We start from the raw sequence: 17,432 nt of genomic DNA, 5'->3' as shown, positions 1-17,432 counted from the left end.
GGGTTCACGGCGCGTGTGGCAGGGGCTCGGCGATGGGGTCGGGCACGTTGCCATCGTCTTCGTTGTCGGGCAGGCGGGGCAGGCGGGTAAAGCCTTCGCGCGCCGCCTCTGCACGCTGTCGCAGACTGTCCAGCGCCGTGGCCACGGCCGCCAGATTGGTGTCTACGCGCTGGCCGAGCACGGGGTCCAGCCACAGACTGTTGTCGAGGTAGGCCGCCAGGTCATCGCGCTGCGCGGCGAGTTCGTCGGCATAGCCTGCGATGCGGGCGAGCAGGGCATCGATCTGGCCGGTACGCGCCGCAATGTGACAGGCGCCGTAACGACGCCGACGGTTGTAGCGCATGCGCAGTGCGCCGGCGCCGCCCTTGGCGTCGCCAATCTCGTCGGCGAGTTCGGTCGCGGAGAAGCGCAGGCGTCCGGAAGCATCGTAGTCGAGTTCGTTGGCTTTCGATTCGGCGTCGAGCTGCGCCTCGAAGGCTTCGATCACCCGTGTCAGCCGCGGTGGCGAGAATGCCTCGCGCACACCGAGACGGGCCTGCAGCCACTCGGCGACCGCGGCCTGGCGCGGCGCATCGGGCGCGGTGCAGCACGGGAGCAGGAGCAGATCCCACACCGCCACCGTTGCGCGGCCTTCGCACGCAGCGGCGATACGCAGCCACCACACGGCCTTGACCCAGCGGCGGTCGGAAACATAGATTTCTTCTGCGGCGAAATGCGCGCGCAGTTCGGCGAGGATCGCCCCCACGTCTACGGCCAGAACGACCTTGCCGGCCCTGCTGGCCAGCGCGTCGAGATCCGTGGTGTCCAGGCGCAGCGCCGCGGGAGGCGCCGTCCAGTTCGCGCCGTGCAGGGTCTGCAGCAGCTGCGCAAAGCCGCCTGCGCTGACCGGTGCGACCGGCAGACGCAACAGGAAGCGGTCGAAAAAGGCCTCCGCCACTTCGTCCTCGGGGACGTCATTGGTGGCGCCGACCACACTGATCAGCGGACAGTGCTGGCGGCCGGCGCCGTTGTCGAACTCGCGCTCGTTGAGCAGCGTCAGCAGCGCGTTGAGGATGGCGCTGTTGGCCTTGAATACTTCGTCGATGAAGGCGATCGAGGCGTCGGGCAGGAAGCCGGCGGTGTGGCGCTCGTAGCGGTCCTCTTCGAGGGCCTTGATCGACAACGGGCCGAACAGCTCTTCGGGTACCGAGAAGCGGGTCAACAGGCGCTCGAAATAGCGGGCATTGGCAAACGCGGTGTGCAGGCGCCGCGCCAGTTCGCTCTTGGCGGTGCCCGGCGGGCCGATCAGCAGCGTATGTTCGCCGGCAAGCGCGCCGAGCAGGCTCAGGCGAACCGCCTGGCGGCGCTCGACCAGCCCGGTTTCGAGCATGTCGAGCAAGGCCGCCAGGCGCGCGCGCAGGTCGGGGAAATTGTGTGAGGGCGTCGGATCCATGAACGGATCCTAGCACCGCGTCGGCGCAGTTTTCTTGATCGTGGCCAAGTCCTCCGGATGCATCGCAGACAGCGGCGGGCGGGTTCAGCGATTGAGGACGATCGTCACGCGCTTGTTGCGTTTGCCCTCCGAGCGGATTCTGACCACGCTGGCCGTGCCGATCTCGCGGGTGTGGCGCAGATGGGTGCCGCCGCAGGGCTGGTAATCGATGTCTCCGACGCGGATGGTGCGCACGCTGCCCTGTCCGCGCGGCGGCTGTACCGACATGGTCTTCACCAACCCTGGATTGGCGTCGAGCTCCGCATCGCTGATCGATCCGGTTTCCACCGCCTGGTCGCGCGCGATGAGGGCGTTGAGCGCGGCTTCGATATCGGCAGCGACCAGTTTGTCCATGTCGATGTCGAAGTCGAGATGGGCCTTGTCCACGGCCATCTTGCCGCCGGTCACCGGAGCATCAACCACTGCGCACAGCAGGTGCAGGCAGGTGTGATAGCGCATCAGGGTGTGCCGCCGGGGCCAGTCGATCTCTGCCCGCAGCCGGGTGCCGGGGCCGGGCACCGGGGCAGCGGCGTCGACGCGGTGCACGATGGTCTCGCTATCGCCCTTGATCGTGTCGGTCACCTCGAGGCGGCTGCCGTCCTCGAGGATCAATGTACCGATGTCGCCGGGCTGGCCGCCGCCGGTGGGGTAGAACACGGTGCGGTCGAGTTCGATGATGCCCGGTTCGCTGCGGGTGACAATGGCGTCGCAGGCCTGGGCATAGCTGTCGGCATGGAAAAGACGTTCGGTCATCGGCTCTCCTTGTTGGTTCGCGTGTGGGGGTGAGGTGCCCGCTCTTGGCGGTGCTTGCAGCAGGACTATTACCCTGTTGTCCGGGACATGCAAATGTTCTGGCTGATGAGATTGGCGGCGCACCGGGCGCCCCGGTCCCCCTCGGGGGAACGACGTTCGTCTTCAGTGGTGTTAAAGTAGTTGGACTATAACGAATAACAAGGGCGCAAGCGCGCCCATGCCACCGCGGAGACCACAGCATGCCCAAGCCCGGTTCACCGGTTCGCTGCCACGACTGCTCAGCGCAGCCGCGCGGGCATGGACGGGGTAGTGAGCTGTTCGTGGGCGATCACCTCGCACGCAGTGTGCGCGGGGTGCCGTGTGCGCCCCCCTTGTTCCGATAGGCCGTTTCGACCCTGGACTGCGGTCCACCCGAACCATTCGCTATCAGGAGCAAGACAATGGCTGACCTTTTTGAAAATCCGATGGGCCTCATGGGCTTCGAGTTCGTCGAATTCGCCTCGCCCATTCCCAACGTGCTCGAACCCATCTTCGAGATGATGGGCTTTTCCCGCGTGGCGCAGCACCGCTCGAAGGACGTCACCCTGTACCGTCAGGGTGATATCAATTTCATCGTCAATCGAGAGCCGCGCAGCATTCCGGCCTATTTCGCCGCCGAGCACGGGCCGTCAGCCTGCGGCATGGCGTTTCGCGTGCGCGATGCGCATCTTGCGTTCAGACGCGCGATCGAGCTCGGTGCCCAGCCGATGGACATGCCGACCGGCCCGATGGAGCTGCGCCTGCCAGCGATCAAGGGCATTGGCGGCGCGCCGCTGTACCTGATCGACCGCTACGGCGACGGCACCTCGATCTACGACATCGACTTCAACTTCATCGAAGGCGTCGATCGGCATCCGGTCGGGCATGGCTTCAAGCTCATCGACCACCTGACGCACAACGTCTATCGCGGCCGCATGAACCATTGGGGAAGCTTCTACGAGCGCATCTTCAACTTCCGCGAGATTCGCTACTTCGACATCAAGGGCGAGTACACCGGCCTGACTTCGCGTGCGATGACCGCACCGGACGGCAAGATCCGCATTCCGCTCAACGAAGAGGCGTCGAAGGGCTCGGGGCAGATCGAGGAGTTCCTGATGAAGTTCAACGGCGAAGGCATCCAGCACGTGGCGCTGCTCACCGACGATCTCATCGCCAGTGTGGACAAGCTGCGTGCTGCCGGCATTCCGCTGATGACGGCGCCCCCGGCCACCTATTACGAGATGCTCGACGAGCGCTTGCCCGGCCATGGTGAGAACGCGGCGGAACTGAGCGCCCGCGGCATCCTCCTCGATGGCAGCACCGAAGGTGGCAAGCGCCGCCTGTTGCTGCAGATCTTCTCCGAGACCCTACTCGGGCCGGTGTTCTTCGAGTTCATCCAGCGCAAGGGTGACGATGGCTTTGGCGAGGGCAATTTCAAGGCTTTGTTCGAATCGCTTGAACGCGACCAGATCCGGCGCGGCGCAATCACGATCCCGGAATAGTACCGGCGCGTTCGGCATGGAAGGCGCGCCCTGATAGGCGCGCCTGCATTTCAATACAGCCCGCGGGTGCGGGCAAAGAGCCTCACCAGGCCGAGCAGGGCAGCGATGTTGGGCACCTCGACGCCTGCCTTGCCGGCGATCTCGTGCACCACGCCGAGCAGCGCATCAATCTCTAACGCGCGGCCGGCCTCGACGTCCTGCAACATCGAGGTCTTCATCGCGCCCAGTTTGCGCGTGACCGCGTTACGCTCGGCCGGACTCTGTGCCACCGGGCAGCCGATGCGCTCGCCCACGGCGGCGGCCTCTTCCATGACCCGCACACAAAAGGATTCGACCAGTTCGTCGTCGAGGATGCGGTCGCTGGTGGCGCCGGTGATTGCCGATACCGGGTTCATGGTCATGTTGCCCCACAGCTTGAACCAGATGTCGCGCTGGATGCGATCGGACACGGTGAGATCAAAGCCGGCCGCGGTGAGCAGACCGGCCACCGCCCGGGTGGCCACCGTGACGGGGCCGGTGGCATCGCCGATGACCAGCCCGTTGCCCATCTTGTGCAGGCTGACGCCAGGCGACAGGGTGGCGCACGCGATATGCACGACGCAACCGATGACCTGTGCGGAGGGGATGCGACTGCGCAGTTCGCCCGTGGGGTCGACGCTGGTAAGGGTGGCGCCGGCCAGCGGCCCGGGCAGGCCGTCGAAGAACCACCACGGCACGCCGTTCATGGCCGTCATCACCTTGGTGTCGGGCCCGATCAGCGGCCCGATGGCCTCGGCGACGGCGGCCATCGCCGGCTCCTTGACGGCAACGATCACGAGATCCTGCGGCCCCAGTTCGCCAGGGTCGGCCACCGCAGTGACCGCGAAGTGGCGGCGGCCATCCACTTGCTGAAGGCCGAGGCCGTCGTGCTGCAGCGCGGCCAGCGTCGAGCCGCGTGCGACCACCGACAAGGGTTGACCGGTGGCGGCAATGCGTGCCCCGATAAGGCCGCCGACCGCGCCGGCGCCGTACAGGCAGATCTTCATTCCTGCTCCTTCACCCGTGGCGGGAGGGCCGAAACCGGGTGCTCAGTGACGAAAGCCTGGGTCCTGCCTTTCGACCAGGCGGACAAAGGCGGCGAAGGCGTCTTCTCCGGCGCCGTACTTGGGATCGAAGTTCAGCGAGTCTGCCACGCATTTTTCCAGAACCGGCGTCGGCAATTCAAGCGCCTGTCCCATGGATTGGGTGGCGAGCTGAATCTCGCAGGCGCGATTGACCAGCCACATCAGCGAGAAGGCCTGTGCCAGGGTTGCGCCGATCACGACCGGTCCGTGGTTGCGCAGCAGCAGCACGGGTTTGTCGCCCGCACTGGCGAGGATGCGCTGACCTTCGTCCAGATGGACGGTAATGCCCTCGAAGTCGTGGTAGGCGATCTTGCCGTAGAGCTGTGCCGCATAGAAGTTGCTGAACGACAGCCCGTCCTTCAGGCAGCACACGGCCTGGGTTGCCGTGGTGTGGACGTGCATCACGCAGTGGCCGTCCGGCACCGTTGCATGGATCGCGCTATGAAAGGTGAAACCAGCCGGATTGATCGGCCAATCGGCATGGCCGATGATGTTGCCGTCGATGTCGATCTTGACCAGATTGGATGCGCACACTTCCGAGTAATGCAGACCGAAGGGGTTGATCAGGAAGTGACCGGGTTCGCCAGGCACGCGCAGCGAGATATGGTTGTAGATCGATTCGTCCCACTTGAGATAGGCAAAGATGCGGTACATCGCGGCAAGCTGCACGCGGGCCTGCCATTCGGTGTCGCCGAAGCGGGCGGGGTGTTCGTAGTAGCGTTTGGTGTTCGACATCGGCTGTTCCTCAGAATGGGGGCCGCTGCCCTGAACCGGGCAACGGCCATGGGGGAGGTGGGTTCGGTATCAGGGGCGGGTCTTGGCGGCGGCGTCGCGGGCGGCGGCAACCAGTACGGCGCCGTCGAAGCCCTTGCCCTTGGCGTCGGCAATCCACTCCTGTTCGACCGGGAGCGCACGTTCGCGCATGGTGGTGTAGGCAGCGCCTTCAACCTGGGTCACCGTGTGACCGGCGGCCTTCACCTTGTCGCGTGCGCCGGTGATCGCACCATCCCACGCCTGGCCGAAACGCTCGACCAGTGCCATGCCGCTGTAGCGGTCGATGATGTCGCGCAGATCGGCGGGGAGGGCCGCATAACGTTCCTTGTTCATCAGCACGGTCAGAATGGTCGAGCCCATCGCCGGCTGATCGGCCGGGGTTTCCATGTGGAAGTGCGTGACCTCGTCGAGTTTGGTGGGCACGATGACCTCCCATACCGCGGACGCGCCATCGACGACACCCTTGGAAATGGCTTCGGTCATCTGTGCGGGCGGCATCGCCACCGGTGTGGCACCGAGCACGGTCAGGGTGCGGGCGATGGTGCGGTTCGGCGCGCGCAGCTTGAGGCCCTTGAGGTCGTCGGCGGATTTGATCGCCGTCTTCGCCGTGTGGATGTTCATGCCCCCGTCGCCGTGCATGGCAAGCACCTTGAATGCACCGTATTCAGCTTGCAGGTGTTGTTCGAAGAAGGGCCAGATCGCCCGTCCTTGCGCAACACCACCCAACGGCAGCACGCCCGGCAGCTCGAGCGCTTCGGTCTTGGGGAAGCGGCCCGCCGAATAGCCCGGCGCGGTCCATACGATGTCGGCGACACCGTTCTTCACCAGGTCGGGCAATTGCGCCGGCGTGCCGCCGAGCTGCATCGATGGGAAAAACTGGCACTTGATGCGTCCGGCCGAGGCGCGGCCGAGATCCTCGCACCAGGGCTCGAGCACGGCCTTCTGGGCGAGGGCCATGCCGGGCAGGAAGTGGCTGACTTTCAGCGTGACTTCCTGCGCGGCGGCGGGCAGCGCGACAAAGCCGGCAAGCAGGGCGAGGGATGAAAGGCGCAGGGTGTTCATGGTTGTCTCCTGATGATCGAATTGCCTCGCGAACGGATGCGCGAGTGTCTGGTGGTGCTACGCAGATACGAAAGACGGTGCTAAAGCCCGCCCATCGACAGGTACTTCAACTCCATGTACTCATCGAGCCCATGGTGCGAACCTTCGCGACCAAGGCCCGAGTTCTTGACGCCGCCGAAGGGCGCGACCTCGGTCGAGATCAGGCCGGTATTGATGCCGACCATGCCGTATTCGAGCTGGCCCGAGACCCGCCAGACGCGGCCAATGTCACGCGAGTAGAAATAGGCGGCCAGACCGAATTCGGTGTCGTTGGCCATGGCAATTGCCTCTTCCTCGGTGCGGAAGCGGAACAGCGGGGCCACAGGACCGAAGATTTCTTCCTTCGCCACCGCCATGTCGGGTGTCGTGTCGGTGAGCACGGTGGGCTGGAACCAGGTGCCGCCGAGCGCGTGGCGGGAGCCACCGGACACCACCTGGGCGCCCTTGCTGAGGGCGTCAGCGACCAGCGACTCGACCTTGGCAATGGCGGCCTCATCGATCAGCGGTCCCTGGGTCACGCCGTCTTCCGTGCCTTTGCCGACCTTGAGAGCCGCCACGGCGGTGGCGAGCTTGTCGGCAAAGGCTTGGTACACGCCTTCCTGCACCAGAAAGCGATTGCTGCACACGCAGGTCTGGCCGGCGTTGCGGTACTTGGACGCCATGGCACCGGCGACCGCGGCGTCGAGATCGGCGTCATCGAAGACGATGAAGGGGGCGTTGCCGCCGAGTTCGAGCGACAGCTTCTTGATCGTCGGCGCGCACTGCTGCATCAGCAGACGGCCGACTTCGGTCGAGCCGGTGAAGGTGAGCTTGCGCACCACCGGGCTGGCGGTGAGCACACCGCCGATGGCACGCGCATCGCCGGTGACGACGCTGAACACGCCCGCGGGCACGCCGGCCCGCTCGGCCAGTTCAGCCAGTGCGAGCGCCGACAGCGGGGTCTGCTCGGCGGGTTTGAGGATCATCGTGCAGCCGGCCGCGAGTGCAGGGCCGGCCTTGCGGGTGATCATCGCCGAGGGGAAATTCCACGGTGTGATGGCCGCACAGACGCCGACCGGTTCCTTGGTGACCACGATGCGGCGGTCGGCGAACGGTGAGGGAATGACGTCGCCGTAGGCGCGCTTGGCCTCTTCGGAGAACCATTCGAGATAGGCTGCGGCATAGGCGATTTCGCCTCGCGCCTCGGCCAACGGCTTACCCTGCTCAGCCGTCATGATGAGTGCGAGGTCGTCCTGATGCGCGAGCATCAGTTCGTACCAGCGCCGCAGGATGCGGGCGCGCTCGGCCGCGGTGCGTGCGCGCCAGGCGGGCAGGGCCTTCTGCGCCGCGGCGATGGCGCGTTCGGTTTCGGCCGCGCCCGCACGGGGTACGCTGGCAATGACCTGGCCGTCAGCCGGGTCGGTGACCGGAAAGGCTTCTCCGCTGTCCGCGGCGACCCAGTGGCCGTCGATGTAGCAAGCCTGCCTCAGCAGGCCGGGATCCTTGAGGTTCAGCATGGCATGTTCCTGATGATCAGTAAGCTGCGCCGGCACGCGGGGCGTCGGCAGACTTGAAGCGGCTTGCAAGCTGCACGGCAGCGTTGCGTAGCAGCAGGGTGTCGACGCCGGCGGCAACGAAGCTGGCGCCGGCCTGGCGGTAGCGCTCGGCGGCCGCGGGGTCGGCGGAAAACACCCCGGCGGCCTTGCCGGCGGCGGCGATGCGCGAAAGGGCGTCGCTGACCACGGTGATGACTTCCGGGTGCCCGAGGTTGCCGAGGTGGCCGAGGGATGCGGCGAGGTCGGACGGACCGACAAAGACCGCATCGACGCCTTCCACTGCAAGGATTTCGTCGATCGCCTCGAGTCCGGCGCGCGATTCGATCTGCACGATCAGGCACATCTGTGCATCGGCCTGGGCGAAGTAGCCATCGACGCCGTTCCAGCGTGCGGCGCGGGCGAGTGCGGTGCCGACGCCGCGGATGCCGGACGGCGGATAGCGCATGGCGCGTACCAGCGCACGGGCCTGCTCTGCGGATTCGACCATCGGCACCAGCAGCGACTGTACGCCGACATCAAGATACTGCTTGATACGCGCGGCGTCGTGATCCACGGTGCGCACGACCACCTTGACCGGGTAGGGTGCGATCGCCTGAAGCTGGGCGAGCACCGAGCGTGGGTCATTGGGGCCGTGCTCGCCGTCTATCATCAGCCAGTCGAAGCCGGCGCTGGCCATGATCTCGGCGCAATAAGGATCGATCAGGCCAAGAAACGCGCCGACCTGGAACTCGCCCGCGGCGAGCGCGCGCTTGAAGTGATTTTCGGGCATCAGCATGGTGCATTCCTCAGGCGAAGTGACAGCTGATGCTGCCCATCGGGCCGTAGTCCGCCTGGAAGGTGTCGCCCGGGCGGGCCGCTACCGGGCGGGTGAAGGAGCCGGCGAGAATGACCTGTCCGGCTTCCAGTGCGACGCCGTGGGGGGCAAACTTCCGCGCCAGCCAGGCAATGCCGTTGCCCGGGTGGTTCAGCACACCGGCGGCGACGCCGGTTTCCTCGATCACGCCATTGCGATAGAGCAGGGCGCAGATCCAGCGCAGGTCGACGTCCAGGGGCTTGATCGGACGTCCGCCCAGAATGATGCCGGCATTGGCTGCGTTGTCCGAGATGGTGTCCATGACCTTGCGCGGGCGCTTGCTCTCGGGGTCGACCCGGTGGCAGCGTGCGTCGATGATCTCGATGGCCGGGGTCACGTACTCGGAAGCCGAGATCACGTCGAACAGGCTCACGTTCTCGCCTTCCAGGCGGCGCGACAGGATGAAGGCGAGTTCGACTTCGACCATCGGCAGAATGAACCGGCCATTGGGGATCGTGGCGCCGTCGTCGAAGAACATGTCATCGAGCAGGGTGCCGTAGTCGGGCTCGTCGATCTGCGACGACATCTGCATGGCGCGTGAGGTCAGGCCGATCTTGTGGCCCTTGATCGTGCGGCCTTCGGCCAGTTTGAGGCGGATGCCCTCGCGCTGCACTGCGTAGGCGTCGGGGATGGTGATCTCGGGGTGGTCGAGCGAGGGCGCGCGCACCTGTTCGCGGTTCTTCTCGGCCTGGTGCAGGCGCCGGGCGATGGCAGCGATGGTATCGGGAGGGAGCATGATGTTCGGGTCCTGTATCGGGTTCAGGTCTTGCGGTAGCGGGCGTGGAGGTTGTTGTGCTTCCATGTGCCGGCTTCGGAAAACTCGATGAGCTCGAGCGAGAGCGCCAGGCCGCGGCTGGCGTAGAGCTCGGCGAAGTGGGCCTTCATCATCTCGAACAGCTCGTCGCCTGTTTTCTGCCGTGCATCCGCGCTGCGGCCGGCGCCGATCTTGACCGTCGCATGAACAAAGGCGTCGTCGGCGCTGCCGTCGGCGACGCAGTAGTCCTTGAGTTCGATCGCGCGCGAACGGATGCCGCCGACAGGAAATACATCCTGGGCGATCATCACCTGATTGGCTTTTCGCAGCAGACCAGGGATGTCGGCCGCGGTGCCGAGGTTGTCGGTGTATTCGAAGATGAGGTGCGCCATCTGTGCGGGCTCCGTGTGTGGTAGGGGGCTCTGTCGGGGTCGGCGTGGGGTCAGACCGGGAACACGGCGTTGATCTGGCCGGTGCCGGAGCTGCCGAAGAAGGGGGTGATCACCTCGACCTTGCCCTGGTAAGCGTCCCACCCAAGTGCGCCGAGCAGCATTGCGGTGTCATGCATGAAGCCTTCGCCGTGGCACTTGTCGGCGTACTCGGGAAGCATCGCGCAGAAGGTCTTCCAGTCGCCGCGCTGCCACATGTCGACTACGGCGCGGTCCATGGTCTCGAGGAAGGGGCTCCACATCTTGTGCATGAATGCTTCGGCGGTGCCGTTCTGCGCGAAGCGGTGCGACAGCGAACCGCTGGCGAAGAAGGCCACCGTGCCGTCGTACTGTTCCTCCACGGCCTTGCGCATCGCCGCGCCGAGGCGCACCGAGTCTTCGAGGTTATGCACGGTGCACAATGCCGACACCGATACCACCTTGAAGTGACGGTCGGTGTTCATGTAGCGCATCGGCACCAGAGTGCCGTACTCCAGCGCCAGCGTGGTGGCGTCATGGGCACGGGTGTGGATGCCCTCGGCAGTGCTCACTTCGGCCAGGATCTTGCCCAGCGCCGGGTTGCCGTCATAGGCATAGGGCATGTTCTTGATGAAGTGCGGCAGCTCATTGCTGGTGTACACGCCTTCGAAATGCGGCGCGCAATTCACGTGATAGCCGCCATTCACCAGCCAGTGGGTGTCGAACACGACGATGGTGTCCACCCCGAGTTCGCGGCAGCGGCGACCGATCTCGATGTGGCCGTCGATGGCGGGCTGACGGCAGCCCTTGTGCGGTCCGTCGATTTCCGACAGATACATGGAGGGTACGTGGGTGATCTTGGCGGCGAGAGCGAGTTTGCCCATGAGATGATTCCTTTTGCTTGAGTTCGTGATTCAGTTCTTGATTTGCTCTACGCCGTCATCCGTCACCGAGAAGCGCATCAGATCCTCGCCGACGACCAGCGGGCCGTCGTAACTCTGGCGGGTTTGTGCAACGATCTCGGCTGGCGTTGCGGACGGCACGCCCTTGGCCGGATTGTCGGGACTGACGATATGGCTATACACCGCCAGCTTCGGTCTGGCGGCAGCGAACAGGCGCCCCGCCTCGACCGGATTGGTGTGATGCGCAAGGATGGTGCGATAGTTGGGGAAGTCCGCCAGCACCTTGTCCGGGTTGCCCGAGACGGTGGCGACTTCGTGAACCAGGAGGTCGGCGCCCGTCGCCTCCTTTTCGATGCGCTTCGAATAACGGGTGTCGCCTGACAGGACCACGGCATGGCCGCGGTAGTCGATGCGATAACCGAACGCCGGCTTGATATGCTCGCCGTGATCGACCGGGAAAGCACTGACCCGCACTCCATCCTGCTCGAAGACGGTCCCTTCCTCGATATCCTTGGCATCGAATGCGACCCCGGACAGAGGATAGCCTTCATCCTCCTGGCGGATGCGGCGGTCCTCCGAGAATGCGGCATAAAGGTTCTCCATCATCGCTTGCGTGCCCTTCGGGCCGAAAAGGCGAAAGGGCTTGGTTCGATTGGCATAGGGCGTCCCGAGCCAGCCGGTCAGGTAAGTGTCTGGCAGACCGTTGATGTGATCGGAATGCATGTGGGTGAGGAAGTGGGCGTCGATGCTGCCAATCGGGACTTTCAGGCGAAACAGGGCCACCGTGTTGCCGCGCCCGAAATCGAACATCAGCCGCAGGCCGCCCGCCTCGACCAGGGTGCTCGGCCCGTTGCGGTCGGGGGCCGGGCGCGGTGAGCCTGTGCCGAGCAGGGTGACCCGCATCAGTTCTTCCGCCTGCGCGGCGCTGCAGATCAGGGCAAGCGCGGTCGCCAGGCCCAGCAGCTTCGCGCACACGGGTTTGTGGACTCGAATTGATCCAGCTGGCGTCGCTCGGATTTGGTGATCGAAGCGGGCAGGCAGGTGCCCCACGCGGGTGGCGCCAGGCTCGAAGGCCTGGGTCGGAAGGGCTGACCGGTCAGTCCTGCTGGACCCCAGTTGGCATGCCTCGGCGATCCGGGCAACAAGAGTGATTATGTTCATTGAGACTGTCTCCTTCGTGTCCTCTATTGGTCTATTTCTGCGCCGAGGCCGATGTGCGCTTGGGTACTACCGTGGTGCTTCGGGCGCCGGGGCGGGCTTCATGGACTTCATCGAACCGCTCCGGCCTTTCTCCTCCTCGAGGCTGGGGCAGGCTCAGATGCCCCAGCGCGGGATGTGGTGGTCGCCATACGAAACCGCGATGTTCTTGGCCTCGCAGAACACTTCAAAGCTGTAATGATTGCCTTCGCGGCCGGTGCCCGAGGCCTTGGAACCGCCGAAGGGCTGGCGCAGATCGCGCACGTTCTGGCTGTTGACGAAGGTCATGCCCGACTCGATGGCCTTGGCCAGGCGAATGGCGCGCCCGGTGTTGTTGGTCCACAGGTAGGACGACAGGCCGTAGATGGTGTCGTTGGCGATGCGCACCGCGTCCTCTTCGGTCTTGAAGGGGATGATGCAGGGCACCGGCCCGAAGATCTCTTCCTGGGCGATGCGCATCCTGTTGTCGACGTTGGCGAAGACGGTGGGCTGCACCCAGAAGCCGTTCCTGAACCTGTCATCGACCACCGGCGTGCCGCCGCCGAAGACGACCTCCGCGCCTTCCTGCTGGCCGAGCTCGATGTAGTAATTGACCTTGTCCATGTGACCCCTGGAAATCATCGGGCCGATCACGGTGTTCGGGTCCATCGGGTCGCCGACGGTCAGACGCGACGCGCGGGCGGCGAAATCGGCGACGAATTTGTCGTAGATGCCGGCCTGGACGATGATCCGCGAACCGGCGGTGCAGCGTTCGCCGTTGTTGGAGAAGATCATGAAGATCGCGGCGTCGAGGGCGCGTTCGTAATCGGCATCGTCGAAGATGATGAAGGGCGACTTGCCGCCGAGCTCCATCGAGAACTTCTTCAGTCCTGCGGCCTTGACGATGCGGTTGCCGGTGGCGGTGGAGCCGGTAAAGGAGATCGAGCGCACGTCCGGATGCGATACCAGCGGTTCTCCGGCCTTGTCGCCGAAACCCTGCACCACGTTGAAGACGCCCGGCGGGATGCCGGCTTCGAGCGCCAGCTCGCCCAGGCGATTGGCGGTCAGTGGTGACAGCTCGGACATCTTCATCACTGCGGTATTGCCGAAGGCCAGGCAGGGTGCCGTTTTCCACGTCGCGGTCATGAAGGGCACGTTCCACGGCGAGATCAGCGCGCACACACCGACCGGCTGCCACAGCGTGTAGTTCAGGTGGCCGGTGTCGGAGTCGTAGGTTTCGCCATGCATGTGCTGGATCAGCTCGGCGAAGTAGTTGAAGTTGTCGGACGCGCGCGGGATCAGCACGCGCTTGGTCTGGTTTGTCACCTGGCCGCAGTCGGCGGTTTCCATGTCGGCGATCGGCTCGACGTTGGCCGCAATCAGCTCGCCCAGCTTGCGTACCAGACGCGCGCGCTCCTTGACCGGTGTGGCGGCCCAGCCCGGAAACGCGGCCTTGGCAGCGGCCACCGCCGCATTGACCTCTTCAGCGCCGCCGCTGGCGACTTCGGCGAGCACCTCGCCGGTGGCCGGGTTGATGGTCTGGAAGGTTTCTGCGCTGTCGACCTTCCGGCCATTGATGATGTGCTTGATCATGCTGTTCTCGCTTTATCGAAATGCGCGTTGGCGAACCAGGTTTCGTCATCGACGATGGTGTTCATCAGGCAACCGATGCCTTCGATCTCGGTTTCCACGACATCGCCCGCTTTGACGTCGGCCAGGCCTTCCGGGGTGCCGGTGAGAATGAGATCGCCCGGGGCGAGGGTCATGAAGGACGACAGGTATTCGATCAGGGTCGGGATGTCGAAGATCATGTCGGCGGTCGTGCCCTGCTGGGTGGTGACGCCGTTGACGCGGGTGGTGAGCGCCAGCCGCGTCGGGTCGGCGACGTCATCACGATCGACCAGCCAGGGGCCGAGCGGGGTGCAGGCGTCGCGGTTCTTCACCCGCAGATTGGGGCGGTACCAGTTTTCGAGGTAGTCGCGGATCGCGTAGTCGTTGGCCACGGTGTAGCCGGCAACGTAGTCCATCGCATCGGATTTCGCGATGCGGGTGCCGGTCTTGCCGATGACCACTGCCAGCTCGCACTCGTAGTGCATGTAGCTTGCATCTGCAGGGCGGCGGCTGAAAGCACGGTGTCCGGTGATGGCATTGGGGCCTTTGAGGAAGACCAGGGGTACGTCGGGCGCCTTGAACGCGAGTTCCTTCGCATGGTCGGCGTAGTTCAGGCCGAGTGCGAACACGGTGCCCGGTACGACCGGCGGCAGCCAGATGACTTCGGTCTCATCGACGATGCGGCCGTCGGCGAGCTTGAGTTGTTGTTCGCCGTGCGGCACGGCTTCGTGGATTGCGCCCTGCCAGGCGATGCGTGCGCGCCTCATTGTGCGGCCTCCGTTGCAGCTTGAATGTTGAACCCGAGCGTGCCGAGCGGGCCCGCCTCGATGTGCACGCTGCTGCCGGCCCTGGCCTGAGGGGCCTGGTACTCGACGCCGAGCAGCAATACGTCGCCAACCGACAGGGTCATGAACTCGGTCACGTCGGCGAGCAGGCGGGGAACGTCGCGTACCAGCTCGGTAAACGTGCGTGTGCCAACGGCTACGCCATCCACACTGATGGTGAGCTTGAGGTCGGCAAGTCTGCCGGCCTCGGCTGCGGGCACGGTCCGCGCAGCAACCGGACAGGCGCCGTCGAAGCATTTCTCGCGGATCGCCGGCCGGTAGTAGCTTGCGTGCGGCAGGCTGAGGTCTGCCACCAGCACATAGCCCGCAACCGCTGCCAATGCGCTGTCCGCAGTCAGGCGTGCCGCCGGGCGGCCGATGACGATGCCGACCGTGGCACCGATCTCGACCGCGGTCTCGCCTTTGGGCAGGCGAACCGTGGCGCCGTCGGCGACGATGGTATTGGCCGGCTTCAGGTACATTGCCGGCGCTTTTGGTGCGCCCTTGTAGGGGGGGGCTTCGAGCGCATCGCCAAAACGGGCGAGTGAGCGGTGGTCGTTCAGGACCACACCGTAGACCGTGCCCACTTGCGGCGCCGGTAAGGAGGATGAGGAGAATTGAGACGTCATGATTCGGACTCGGGACATTGATTGAATGGGTCAGCCGCCGGTCGCATGAACCAGCCACAGCGAGATGCCTGGCACGAAGACCAGCAGGGCGATGCGCAGGAGATCGGAGGCGAGGAAGCACAGCACGCCGCTGGCCGTGTCCTTCAGTGGCACGTCGCGCGCAATCTTGTTGATGACGTACAGGTTCATGCCGACCGGCGGGGTCACCAGGCCGATTTCGACCACCATCAGGGCGACGATGCCGAACCAGATCGACTTGTCCGCATCGGACATGCCGAAGAAGTCGAGGCCCATGATGACGGGGTAGAAGATGGGGATGGTCAGCAGGATCATGGCCAGCGAATCCATCACGCAGCCCAGTACCAGGTAGATCAGCAGGATGGCAAGCAGCACCAGCATCGGCTCGAAGCCGCTGTCCTTGACCCAGTTGGCAAGTTCGACCGGCATCTGGGACAGCGCGAGCGATGCGTTGAGCAGGTCGGCGCCAAGCAGCACGACAAAGATCATTGCGGTGGCGTGGGCGGTGCCATATACGCTCTGTACGAAGTCCTTCGTCTTCATTCCGCCTGATACCGCAGCAATGATCCCGCAGGCCGCTGCACCGATCGATGCGGCTTCGGTGGGGTTGGCCCAGCCGCCGTAGATGCCGACGATCACCACCAGGAACACCATCAGGACCGGCAGGATGCCGAGCTGGGCGCGCAGCATGGTGCCCAGGCTGGCGCGTTCGCCGGCCGGGCCGGCTGACGGATCGCGGGTGACCATGATGCGGATGACCAGCAGATAGCCGAGGGCCGCGAGAATGCCCGGGATGACTGCGGCGACGAAGAGCTTGCCGATCGACTCCTGGGTGAGCACGGCGTAGATCACCAGCGGCACGGAAGGCGGGATCAGGATGCCGAGCGTACCGCTTGCCGCGAGCGTGGCGGTGGCGAGCTTTCCCGAGTAGCCGTGTGCGCGCAACTCGGGAAGTGCGACCTGACCCATGGTCGCCGCGGTGGCCAGCGAGGAGCCGCAGATCGCCCCGAATGCCGCGCACGCTGCGGTCGAGGCCATGGCCAGGCCACCGCGCCAGTGTCCGATCAGGGAGCCGGCGGCGCGGAACAACGCCTTCGACAGTCCGCCATGGGTGGCGAACTGGCCCATCAGGATGAACAGGGGGATGACGGCCAGGTCGTAATTCGACAGGCGGGCATAGACCAGGTTGTTGAGGGTGAACAGCAACCCGGCGGGCTCCCACGTGTTCACTGCCAGGTAGATCGCTGCGCCGGCAATGAACATGGCCATACCGATATGGATGCGCACCGCGAGCAGGCCGAGCAGCCCGGTAAAGCCGATCATGCCGATCATCGTGCCGCTCATGCTTCACCTCCGACCAGCATCTTGCGTGATGAGAATGCGGCCACGAAACGATACGCCGCGCACACACCCATCATGGCCAGGCTCGGTACCAGCGCCGCAACCGGAATCCACACCGGCAGCGACACTAGCGGTGTGACTTCTCCGACGTCATGGAGCGAGAGGGCCGCAAGTCCGGTGCGCCAAGCCAGCAGGGCTGCGAAGAGGGCGAGCAGCAGGTCTGCGAAACCGTCAATTGAACGCTTGAGACCTGCGCGCAGGCTTTCGGTGAAGAAATCGACCTTGAGATGCTCGCCAAGCAGGGTGCAATACGGCAGGAATGCGCCTGCTGCGACGGCCGTGCCGGCCTGCATCAGCTCGATGTCGCCGGTCACCGAGCCAAAGCCCGTCTTGCGCCCGACGATCGAGACCAGTGACATGCCGATCAGGGCGACGAACAGCATCCCCCCGCTCAATGCCATGCCCTTACTGCCCAGGATCAGGTAGTGCTCGATGCGGTTGTGCTCCACCAGCTCGTGAGGCTGGCCCATCGGGTCGTGTGTGGCGCTCATGCTCATTGCCGTGCCGTCCGCGGTAGAGGGGCATCGAGTACAGCGGTCAGCAGCGAAGTGCGGGGCGAACGTTGGATCTGCATTGTCTCCACTCCTTGTCAGGGATTGC

General features: G+C 65.0%; 17 protein-coding genes. 1 reads left to right on the top strand and 16 read right to left on the bottom strand.

Annotated elements, in window-relative coordinates; all coding sequences use genetic code 11:
* Window positions 1-4: 4 nt before the first annotated feature.
* Both J5J83_RS13255 and J5J83_RS13250 read right to left on the bottom strand, forming a co-directional pair.
* On the bottom strand, window positions 5-1,432 hold the full coding sequence (locus tag J5J83_RS13255; RefSeq protein WP_212349848.1) for an AAA family ATPase: 1,428 nt from the start codon (window positions 1,430-1,432) through the stop codon (window positions 5-7).
* Between the two features lie 84 nt (window positions 1,433-1,516).
* A complete protein-coding gene (locus tag J5J83_RS13250; RefSeq protein WP_212349846.1) occupies window positions 1,517-2,224 on the bottom strand; it encodes an alanyl-tRNA editing protein in 708 nt (235 codons plus the stop codon).
* Between the two features lie 440 nt (window positions 2,225-2,664).
* Here J5J83_RS13250 and hppD point away from each other — a divergent pair, with 440 nt between their 5' ends.
* On the top strand, window positions 2,665-3,744 hold the full coding sequence (hppD, locus tag J5J83_RS13245) for a 4-hydroxyphenylpyruvate dioxygenase (RefSeq protein ID WP_212349844.1): 1,080 nt from the start codon (window positions 2,665-2,667) through the stop codon (window positions 3,742-3,744).
* A gap of 50 nt (window positions 3,745-3,794) precedes the next feature.
* Here the strand turns inward: hppD and J5J83_RS13240 are convergent, their stop codons facing one another.
* The 14 genes from J5J83_RS13240 to J5J83_RS13175 all read right to left on the bottom strand — a co-directional run bounded on the left by J5J83_RS13240 (window position 3,795) and on the right by J5J83_RS13175 (window position 17,323).
* Window positions 3,795-4,769 (bottom strand): 2-dehydropantoate 2-reductase, encoded by a 975-nt coding sequence (locus J5J83_RS13240; RefSeq protein WP_212349842.1) that lies wholly within the window; start codon window positions 4,767-4,769, stop codon window positions 3,795-3,797.
* Between the two features lie 42 nt (window positions 4,770-4,811).
* Complete coding sequence (locus J5J83_RS13235; RefSeq protein ID WP_212349840.1) at window positions 4,812-5,582, bottom strand: class II aldolase/adducin family protein; 771 nt, start codon at window positions 5,580-5,582, stop codon at window positions 4,812-4,814.
* Between the two features lie 69 nt (window positions 5,583-5,651).
* Complete coding sequence (locus J5J83_RS13230; protein ID WP_212349839.1) at window positions 5,652-6,683, bottom strand: TRAP transporter substrate-binding protein; 1,032 nt, start codon at window positions 6,681-6,683, stop codon at window positions 5,652-5,654.
* 80 nt (window positions 6,684-6,763) lie between these two features.
* Window positions 6,764-8,218, bottom strand: a complete 1,455-nt coding sequence (locus J5J83_RS13225) for an NAD-dependent succinate-semialdehyde dehydrogenase (RefSeq protein ID WP_212349837.1) — start codon at window positions 8,216-8,218, stop codon at window positions 6,764-6,766.
* A gap of 16 nt (window positions 8,219-8,234) precedes the next feature.
* Window positions 8,235-9,032 (bottom strand): HpcH/HpaI aldolase/citrate lyase family protein, encoded by a 798-nt coding sequence (locus tag J5J83_RS13220; RefSeq protein ID WP_212349835.1) that lies wholly within the window; start codon window positions 9,030-9,032, stop codon window positions 8,235-8,237.
* 10 nt (window positions 9,033-9,042) lie between these two features.
* The gene (hpaH, locus tag J5J83_RS13215; protein ID WP_212349833.1) at window positions 9,043-9,846 is read right to left on the bottom strand and encodes a 2-oxo-hept-4-ene-1,7-dioate hydratase; all 804 of its coding nucleotides are present in this window, start codon (window positions 9,844-9,846) and stop codon (window positions 9,043-9,045) included.
* Window positions 9,847-9,869: 23 nt separating this feature from the next.
* On the bottom strand, window positions 9,870-10,256 hold the full coding sequence (locus tag J5J83_RS13210; RefSeq protein WP_212349832.1) for a 5-carboxymethyl-2-hydroxymuconate Delta-isomerase: 387 nt from the start codon (window positions 10,254-10,256) through the stop codon (window positions 9,870-9,872).
* A gap of 50 nt (window positions 10,257-10,306) precedes the next feature.
* Window positions 10,307-11,155, bottom strand: coding sequence for a 3,4-dihydroxyphenylacetate 2,3-dioxygenase (hpaD, locus tag J5J83_RS13205; protein ID WP_212349830.1), 849 nt, complete (start codon window positions 11,153-11,155; stop codon window positions 10,307-10,309).
* A gap of 30 nt (window positions 11,156-11,185) precedes the next feature.
* A complete protein-coding gene (locus J5J83_RS13200) occupies window positions 11,186-12,334 on the bottom strand; it encodes an MBL fold metallo-hydrolase (RefSeq protein ID WP_212349828.1) in 1,149 nt (382 codons plus the stop codon).
* A gap of 153 nt (window positions 12,335-12,487) precedes the next feature.
* The gene (hpaE, locus tag J5J83_RS13195; protein WP_212349826.1) at window positions 12,488-13,942 is read right to left on the bottom strand and encodes a 5-carboxymethyl-2-hydroxymuconate semialdehyde dehydrogenase; all 1,455 of its coding nucleotides are present in this window, start codon (window positions 13,940-13,942) and stop codon (window positions 12,488-12,490) included.
* A complete protein-coding gene (locus J5J83_RS13190) occupies window positions 13,939-14,727 on the bottom strand; it encodes a fumarylacetoacetate hydrolase family protein (protein WP_212349824.1) in 789 nt (262 codons plus the stop codon). The genes hpaE and J5J83_RS13190 overlap by 4 nt, the downstream gene beginning before the upstream one ends.
* Complete coding sequence (locus J5J83_RS13185) at window positions 14,724-15,413, bottom strand: fumarylacetoacetate hydrolase family protein (protein ID WP_212349822.1); 690 nt, start codon at window positions 15,411-15,413, stop codon at window positions 14,724-14,726. The genes J5J83_RS13190 and J5J83_RS13185 overlap by 4 nt, the downstream gene beginning before the upstream one ends.
* 30 nt (window positions 15,414-15,443) lie before the next feature.
* Complete coding sequence (locus tag J5J83_RS13180) at window positions 15,444-16,775, bottom strand: TRAP transporter large permease (RefSeq protein WP_212349820.1); 1,332 nt, start codon at window positions 16,773-16,775, stop codon at window positions 15,444-15,446.
* Complete coding sequence (locus tag J5J83_RS13175; RefSeq protein ID WP_212349818.1) at window positions 16,772-17,323, bottom strand: TRAP transporter small permease; 552 nt, start codon at window positions 17,321-17,323, stop codon at window positions 16,772-16,774. Before J5J83_RS13175 ends, J5J83_RS13180 begins: the two co-directional genes overlap by 4 nt.
* Window positions 17,324-17,432 lie beyond the last annotated feature (109 nt).

The sequence above is a fragment of the Azoarcus sp. L1K30 genome, from assembly GCF_018122735.1.
GTDB lineage: Bacteria > Pseudomonadota > Gammaproteobacteria > Burkholderiales > Rhodocyclaceae > Parazoarcus.
The sequence above is the reverse complement of the archived record's forward strand: the minus strand, read 5'-3'. Positions and strand labels throughout refer to the sequence as shown.